Source organism: Streptomyces sp. NPDC050610 (assembly GCF_040654875.1).
GTDB lineage: Bacteria > Actinomycetota > Actinomycetes > Streptomycetales > Streptomycetaceae > Streptomyces.
This window is the reverse complement of record NZ_JBFAIV010000078.1, coordinates 1-7,719: the sequence shown is the minus strand read 5'-3', so window position 1 is coordinate 7,719 and position 7,719 is coordinate 1. Positions and strand designations below refer to the sequence as shown.

Annotated in this window: 8 protein-coding genes and 1 pseudogene; 5 read left to right on the top strand and 4 right to left on the bottom strand. The window is 68.7% G+C overall.

Translation table 11 applies throughout. The features are described 5' to 3' along the window. Nucleotides 1-238: 238 nt before the first annotated feature. From AB0I22_RS39395 to AB0I22_RS39385, 3 genes are all read right to left on the bottom strand, one after another. Nucleotides 239-736 (bottom strand): FBP domain-containing protein, encoded by a 498-nt coding sequence (locus AB0I22_RS39395; protein ID WP_363135853.1) that lies wholly within the window; start codon nucleotides 734-736, stop codon nucleotides 239-241. A gap of 52 nt (nucleotides 737-788) precedes the next feature. Further along, entirely contained in the window at nucleotides 789-2,348 is a 1,560-nt protein-coding gene (locus tag AB0I22_RS39390; protein WP_363135852.1) for an MFS transporter, read from the bottom strand. A 585-nt stretch (nucleotides 2,349-2,933) separates the two neighbouring features. Continuing rightward, a complete protein-coding gene (locus AB0I22_RS39385; protein ID WP_363135851.1) occupies nucleotides 2,934-3,347 on the bottom strand; it encodes an ATP-binding protein in 414 nt (137 codons plus the stop codon). Between the two features lie 151 nt (nucleotides 3,348-3,498). On the opposite strand from AB0I22_RS39385, the gene AB0I22_RS39380 reads away from it, so the two are divergent. From AB0I22_RS39380 to AB0I22_RS39370, 3 genes and pseudogenes are all read left to right on the top strand, one after another. Further along, nucleotides 3,499-4,284 (top strand): helix-turn-helix transcriptional regulator, encoded by a 786-nt coding sequence (locus tag AB0I22_RS39380; RefSeq protein WP_363135850.1) that lies wholly within the window; start codon nucleotides 3,499-3,501, stop codon nucleotides 4,282-4,284. Beyond that, nucleotides 4,281-4,472, top strand: a pseudogene (locus AB0I22_RS39375) (DUF397 domain-containing protein); the annotation flags it as partial. The gene AB0I22_RS39380 and the pseudogene AB0I22_RS39375, both read left to right, overlap by 4 nt. Then, the gene (locus AB0I22_RS39370; protein WP_363135854.1) at nucleotides 4,467-4,775 is read left to right on the top strand and encodes a DUF397 domain-containing protein; all 309 of its coding nucleotides are present in this window, start codon (nucleotides 4,467-4,469) and stop codon (nucleotides 4,773-4,775) included. The pseudogene AB0I22_RS39375 and the gene AB0I22_RS39370, both read left to right, overlap by 6 nt. A gap of 24 nt (nucleotides 4,776-4,799) precedes the next feature. Here AB0I22_RS39370 and AB0I22_RS39365 read toward each other — a convergent pair whose 3' ends face one another. Further along, entirely contained in the window at nucleotides 4,800-5,459 is a 660-nt protein-coding gene (locus AB0I22_RS39365) for a hypothetical protein (protein WP_363135849.1), read from the bottom strand. Between the two features lie 255 nt (nucleotides 5,460-5,714). Between AB0I22_RS39365 and AB0I22_RS39360 the strand changes: the two genes are divergently transcribed. Both AB0I22_RS39360 and AB0I22_RS39355 read left to right on the top strand, forming a co-directional pair. Next, nucleotides 5,715-6,680 (top strand): aminoglycoside phosphotransferase family protein, encoded by a 966-nt coding sequence (locus tag AB0I22_RS39360; protein WP_363135848.1) that lies wholly within the window; start codon nucleotides 5,715-5,717, stop codon nucleotides 6,678-6,680. Between the two features lie 66 nt (nucleotides 6,681-6,746). Then, nucleotides 6,747-7,445, top strand: a complete 699-nt coding sequence (locus AB0I22_RS39355; RefSeq protein ID WP_363135847.1) for an antibiotic biosynthesis monooxygenase — start codon at nucleotides 6,747-6,749, stop codon at nucleotides 7,443-7,445. Nucleotides 7,446-7,719: the final 274 nt, after the last annotated feature.

The following is a 7,719-nucleotide window of genomic DNA, read 5'->3' as shown; positions in this document are numbered from 1 at the left end:
CAGCAGGGCGTCCAGGTTGTTCGTCACACAACGATCTTGGACGCCCTGTCTGCGTTCCCGGACACACCGTCAGCATTCGGAATAACTCGTCTAGGGCGTCAAGGGTAATCTGCCCACTTCAAACGCCCTCTGAGATCCGGTGAGGTCCGGCGCGCAGGACCGGAGGAGCCGCGAGGAGACGGCGGTTCAAGGAGTGGACAGGGGCTCGGCGACGATGGCCGACGAGCCCCTGCCGGTCTCAGTGGAAGATCCGCTCCACGAACGCGTCGAGGTTGCCGCGCAGGCGCTCGACCTGCTGCTCGACCGTGAGGTACTCCTCCATGTGCCCGCCCGGTGCGGCCTTCTTCCTGCCCCGCACGTACAGCGAGCAGTCCAGGTCGGCGCAGATGTAGAGGCCCACCGAATTGCCTCCGCGGCCGGCCGGGCCCGCCTTGGGGGCGGTCATGAGGGAGACGCCGCTGCCGGGATGCGTGGTCAGGCACAGCGAGCACAGGCTGCGGCGCAGGAAGCCGCGGGTGCCGGAAGCGGAGCGCAGGGACAGCCCGACGAGTTCGTCGGCGCGTTCGACGACGAGGTACTTGCGATCGGGCGCGGACAGATCGAACCAGCCCAGGAAGTCCAGGTCGTCCCAGTGGTCGAGGTCCGTCAGGTTCTTGGGCAGGGGGAGGCGTTTGGCCTCGCCCTTCGAGCAGTTGACGAACGAGGTACGGATGTCGTGCTCGGTCAGGGGTTTCATGGAGAGTCCTTCGAGGAGTGAGGCGGACGGCGGCGGGAAACGACCCGGCTCGCTAGGCCGGTGAGGCGTTTCCGGCGCGCTTCGGCGTCTTGTGCCGTACGGCGAGGCCCGCGACCAGGGCGGCGAGCAGCAGGACGCCCGCCGAGCACCAGTAGGCGACGGAGAAGCCGTGCACCATGCCTTCATTGAGGGTCGCGCCGCTGTGAGCCGGACCGTGCGCGTGCGCGTGGACGTAACGTCCGGCGGCGCCGGTGGCGATGGTGTTGAGCAGTACGGTGCCCAGCGAAGCGCCCATCTGCTGAATGGTGTTGAGGGCGGCCGAGGCCACACCGGCGTCCTGCGCGGGCACGCCGGCGGTGGCCGTCGCGTAGACCGGCATGAAGGTCAGGCCCATGCCCAGACCGAGCAGCAGCAGGGCGGGCAGCACATGCGAGAGGTACTGCGCGTGCACGGTCAGGCTGCTGAGCAGCACCATGCCTGCGGCGGCCAGCACCATGCCGGACGACATCAAGATGTGCGGTGCCGTGCGTGGCAGCAGACGGGCCGCGATCTGGGTCGCGCCGATGGCGATACCGGCTGAAATCGGCACGAAGGCCAGGCCCGTCCGCACCGGCGGGTAGCCGAGGACGACCTGCAAGTAGTACGTCAGGAACAGGAAGACGCCGAACATGCCGATGGTGGCCAAGCCCATCGTCGCGAGCGATCCGGCCCGGACCCGGTCCTTGACGATGCGCAGCGGCAGCAACGGGTTCGCCGCGCGGCTCTGCCACCACACAAAGGCGGCGAGCAGGATCACGCCGGCCACGAGCGGCGAGAGCACCGACGGGCTGGTCCAGCCGCGGGGTCCGGCCTCGCTGAATCCGTACACGAGAGCTACGAGCCCGCCGCAGCCCAGCAGCGCGCCCGGCACGTCCAGGCGCCCGCCCTGACGGCCGGAGCGGTCACGGAGGAAGGCCGGTGCGCCGAGCAGGGCGGCCAGCGCGATGGGCACGTTGACGTACAGGGACCAGCGCCAGTTCAGGTACTCGGTCAGCAGACCGCCCACGATCAGCCCGACCGCGCTGCCGCCGCCGGCCAGCGCCCCGTAGACCCCGAACGCCCGGGCCCGCTCCTTGGGTTCGGTGAACGTCGTCGTCAGCAGCGACAGGGCCGAGGGAGCCAGGACCGCCGCGAACGCGCCTTGCAGCGCCCGCGCCGCGAACAGCATCCCGGGACCGGCCGCCGCGCCGCCCAGCGCGGAGGCCGCGGCGAACCCGGCCAGGCCGATGACGAAGGTGCGCTTGCGGCCCACCAGATCGGCGATCCGGCCGCCGAGCAGCAGCAGCCCGCCGAAGGCCAGCGTGTAGGCGGTGATCACCCACTGCCGGTCGGCGTCCGACATGCCGAGAGCGTGCTGGGCGGAGGGCAGCGCGATGTTCACGATGGTGCCGTCAAGGATCACCATCAATTGGGCGAGGGCAATGACGGCCAGCGCCCACCAGCGCTTCGGATCGGGAGTCGGTGCCGGTGCCGTTACCGGAGTCGCGGCGGGAACCTCGCCGTCCGGGGAACGGTCGGCGGCCGTGGACGGGGTGGACGGGAGGGGTTCCCCTCCGGGACGTTTCTTGCTCATGGCGATCACGTACGTTTCGCGTCGAAGTGCTGTCGGGACAGCCGGCCAGGGACGGTCGCAGTGGTGACGACGGGCCGGTGTGCGCAGCACGGGGACACGGCATGGCGACAGGGCAGCGGGAACCGCGGACAGCACCCGGGGCCTGCCTCACCAGCCGCGTATCGCTAACGCCGGCGCTCTTGCCGGTCGCGAGGCGGCGAGTGCCGAGACCACGGTGACCAGCAAAAGAAGAGCCCGTCTTCGGGCACGCGCCCCCGCAGCCCGCGCGGCGACGAACGACGCAGGCCAGGACATCTCGTGACGCGGCATCTCAGGAAGATGCCGAAGACAAGAAACAAGAAGGGGGAAGAGTTACCGCGCACCGCAGAGGAGGGAGGGCACACGGCCGGAGGCAACTATGGCCGCAACGCATTCAGCACGGTCCATGTCTCTCGCCTCCTTCCGGGCAGGGCACGCGGTGCGTGTCGACGCCGAGCGCGCCGAACGGAGCGGCAGAGAACCTGCCGCGCGAAATCCCGGACAGGTTATCCCATCAACGCCACCGCGCCACCGGAATTACCGACCGCCCGCGCGCAGTCACCCCCCTCACGCCATGAACTCGCACCACACCACCTTGCCCGGGGTCCGCTCACTGACGCCCCACTTGTCGGACAGCATCTCGACCAGGAACAGCCCGCGCCCGCCCTCCGAGGCCGCCGAGGCATCCGACGCGTCCGTACGAGCGTGAGGCCAGCCGCCGCCGCTGTCATGGACCTCCAGGCGCAGCACCCCATCGGCCGACAGCCGCAGGACCAGCCGAAAGCCGCGTCCGGGCGGCACACCGTGCAGCAGGGCGTTCGTCGCCAGTTCACTCACGCACAGCAACAAGTCCTCGCCCCGCCCCCGCACTCCCCAGTCGGCGAGCGCCTGCCACACAAACCCCCTCGCCAGCGGCACCGACCGCCGCTCGCGTCGGTAGAACCGCTGGCGCTGAACAGAAGGTTGGATGTTCTCGTTCATGCGAAAAAAGTGGCAGCGAGTAATTAAGGTGGGACAGTGCGTCATCCCGTACGGATGCGAGGTACGGGCCCACTTCCGCTCAGCCACTACCCCGGACGGGGAGTTGTTCGCCATGCCCCCACGCAGGAAGCCCAAGAAGCAGTGCACCGTCATGCGACTCGTCGGCGCACAAGTAGCACTGTTCCGCTGCAACGCGGGATACACACAGGCCGCCCTGGCCGAACTGCTGCGCGTATCCGAGGAGACCATCGCATCGATCGAACAGGGGCGTCGACCCCTGCTGCCGGATATCGCACAGAGGCTGGACGAATTGCTCAAGACGGGAGGTGCCCTGTGGGTGGCGGTTGAGAACATGCCGGATCGGGATAAGTACCCGGTATGGGCACAGGAGTTCGTGGACTACGAGCAGGAGGCGATCACGCTCTGCTCATACGAGAACCAGGTAGTCCCTGGACTCCTCCAAACCAAGGAATACGCCCGATCCACCTTTCAAAGCGGAGTGCCGCAGCTCAGCGAGGAGGAGATCGAACTCCGCACTGCTGCTCGCCTGGAGCGCCAAGTCGTCCTGCACCGCAAGCAGCCCGTTACGGCCAGCTTCATCATCTCGCAGAGCGTCCTGATGGATCGCCTGGGCGGTCGAGATGCCATGCGGGAACAGCTTCAGCATCTGCGCACGAGTGCGGACCTGCCTGGCGTGTCGATTCAAATCATGCCGCTCGGGCGGGAAACACATGCCGGGCTCTCCGGCCCCTTCGTGCTACTGGAGACCCCCAGCCACGACCACATCGCCTACGCCGAGACGTACCTTCACAGCCAGCTAATCACCGACCGTGACGAGGTCAGCACGGTCGCACAGAAATATGGAATGCTGCGTACGCAGGCGCTCAATCCCGAGGAAACGAAGGACCTGTTGGACCGGCTGCTAGGAGAAACATGACCAACGATCTCGCATGGTTCAAGTCCAGCTACAGCGGCAGCGAAGGCGGTGCCTGCCTCGAAGTGGCCTACACCTGGCGCAAGTCCAGCTATAGCACCGACCAGGGCGGCAACTGCGTCGAAGTCGGCTATGACTGGAACAAGTCCACACACAGCGGCAGCGAAGGCGGCAACTGCGTCGAGGTGGCTTACGACTGGAGCAAGTCAAGTCACAGCACCGAAGAAGGCGGCAACTGCGTCGAGGTCGCTTACGACTGGGCCAAGTCCACCCACAGCACCGAAGAAGGCGGCGCATGCCTCGAAGTCGCTTACGACTGGGCGAAGTCCACCCACAGCGGCGACGAGGGCGGCGCATGCGTAGAAGTCGCCCCTTGCCGATCCCGCGTCCACGTCCGTGACTCCAAGGTGCCCGACGGCCCGCAGCTCGCCCTCTCCCCCGGTGCCTGGTCGGCCTTCACCGAGTTCGCCAAGCGGTCAGCCTGTCCGGCCTGACCAACCTGGCGAAACTCTCGGCAGTCAGTGCCCCTGGGGGTGGTGGTTACCGCTTCCGGCGTTGAGGTCGAAGTCGCCCACGTACCACTTCCCGTCGAGCTTCTCGGCCTCGACCTTGGCCGAGAAGCTCTTCGGGTTCACGCCCTTCGAGGCGTCCAAGATGATCTGCCGAAGCGGCTTCCCGTCGACCATGATCTGGGCTGAAGGCACGAGCACCTTGTCCTTCTTGGGCTCGGGCGCGTTGACCTTCACCGTCGGCTTGCCGGAGGCGTCCGGCGGGGTGAACGCCTTGCCCATGGCCTTCACGCCGACGGCCAGTTTCTTCAGCGTCGCGGCGTCGCACTTCTCAGGGGTGGCACCCTGCGCGGGGGCCGAGCCCTTGCCCGGAATGGCGGAGACGAGACACGCCTTCTTCGTGTCCTTTTCGATGACCGCGCCGACCCAGGTGCTGACGGCTTCGGACATGGTGGGCCGGCCGCCCGTCTTCGCGTCGGAGCCGTTCGAATCACCGGCCGAGGGCGACGAAGGAGCCGAGGGCGACTGACTACCACTGGCGGAGGGCTTCGCGTCGTCGGAGGACGAGTCCGAGTCGCCCGAGCACGCCGCCAGGAGCGGCGTGGCCGCCAGCAACGCGGCTGCGGCGGCCCAGCCCATGACCCTCTTGCCGGACTCTGCTCGTGCCATGTGACTCCGCTCCTTACTGCTGTGGGGGGACCTGCTCAGCGCATTGACGGCCATTGGCCATCGGGTGGCTACGACGCGACCGGAAGCCGAAACGGTTGCGCGGAGCACGACAACGCCGTCTGGATCGTAGGCACACGCGGAGCGCTCCGCGCAAAAATGTCACCGCCTGTCAGCCCGTCGCGACGGCCGGTCCCTGACGGGCCCTCGGGGGCAAATCCATCGACAGCGGGCCGCCCGCCGTGCAGGATCGGCGCCATGAGCGGCGATGCGGAACCCTCGGGCAAGGCACTCAGTACGCGCGGGCAGCTCGCCGTGCGCCTCGCGACCACGGCCGGACGGCGGCTCGGGCTGCGGGCGGACGAACCGCGCGTACTGCATGACGTGTTCAACGTGCTGGTTCATCTCGCGCCCGAGCCGGTGGTGGTGCGGGTGCCGACGCTGGCGCTGACGTCCGTCGAGGAGCAGGCGGCCACGCAGCGCGACGAGTTGGCCGTGGCGGGGTGGCTCGCGGATCGCGGGGCTCCGGTGGTGCGGCCCAGCCCGCTGGTTCCGCGCGAGCCGGTGGAGATCGAGGGGATGACGCTGACGTTCTGGGAGTTCGTCAGCGAGGTGGACGCACTCGGCGACCTGGCCGCCGTCGATCCCCAGCGGCTTGAGGAACGCTTCGCCGAACAGACGGGGTGGACGGCCGAGTTGCACGCCCTGCTGGCGGATTACCCCGACGACCTGCCCGTACTGTCCCCACTGGTGCCCTCGCTGGCTCCGGCGCTGGACCGGCTGCGGGAGGAGCGGCCGGACTTCCTGACGGCGGCGGACCTGGACCGGGCCGAGCGGGAGTACGCGGTGCTGGAGACGCTCGTACGCGATCTGCCCGCGTATTTCCCCGCCGCCCGCATGCGGACGCTGCACGGCGACGCGCCGTTCTACAACGTGCTGCGCACCGCCGACGGCCATTTGTTCAACGACTTCGAGGACGTCACGCGGGGTCCTTTGGAGTGGGACCTGACGACGGCCGGGCCACGCGGGGTCGCGGAGTACGAGCGGGTGAGCGGCGTACGCGTGGACCCTGGCCTGCTGGACGTCATGGAGGGGGCGCGGCTGCTCCAGATCGTGAGCGCGCTGGCGGTCGTTCCGCGGCTGCCGGAGATGGGGCCGACGCTGGAGCCGTTCGCCGCCCAGTGGCGTGCGCGGGCCGAACTGGCCGTGCCGGAAAGGGCGTAGAGGCAGAGGCAGCGGGCGAGAACGGAGACTTGACTTAAACCTCGGTTCAAGTTCGATGCTGAGCGCATGACTCCTTCAGGCGCCGTTCCAGATCCCCGCCCGCTCCCCTCCCCCGGCTTTCCGGACTTCACCCGGCCCGACGCCGGTACGGCCCTGGTCAGCGAGTGGCTGACCGGCACCTCCGCCCGCTCTCAAGCCGCCGCCGACGCCGTCCTCGATCAGTGGCAGGGCCAGGACGACCTGCCCGAAGCGCTGCTCTCCCTCTCCAACTTCATCGCCGCCGACGGGGACAGCGTCCTGCACTACGCCCAGTGGACCAGCGACGACGACCACCGCACGTACGTGAAGACGCACCGGCCCGTCATGATCGACCGCATCGACGCGGAGATCCCCGGCATCGAACGCCCCGGCCTCACCCGCTGCCGCCACTACCGCACTGTCGTCGCCGACCGTACGAAGCCGCCCACCGTGCTGATCGCCGTACGCCTCGAAGCGGACGGCGAGGGGCCGCGGCGGGAGTGGGTCGACGCGATCACCGACGCCGCCGGGCACGAGCCCCCGGCCGGCCTGGTCGCCGCGCACTTCCACCTCGCCGAGGACGGCCGCGGCATCCTCAACCTCGCCGAGTGGACGGACGTCGAGTCGCACATCGCGGCGCTTGAGTCACCGGCCGGACAGCGCTGGCGGGACACCCTGGACCGGCCCGGAATCCGCTTCGACGGCTTCAAGCGCTACCACCCGAACCGGAGCCTCACGGTGAACTGAACGGCCCGGCCGGGCCCGTACAACCGTGACGTACGAGAGCCGTGCGAGAGCCGTACGGGGGTCGGCTCCGCTCGGTCCGGCCCGGCCCGGCTGCCGGTCGGCCGGTCTGCCGGTCTGCCGGTCTGCCGGTCTGCCGGTCTGCCGATCGGCCGCGACAGGGATCTCCAGCTCGTCGCGGAGCGCTAGACGAGTTATTCCGATGTGATCAGTGGTCGTAGGCGATCAGGGATCGCAGGACCGGCTGGCCGGTCTTGTGGTTGTGCCAGATCGCGGC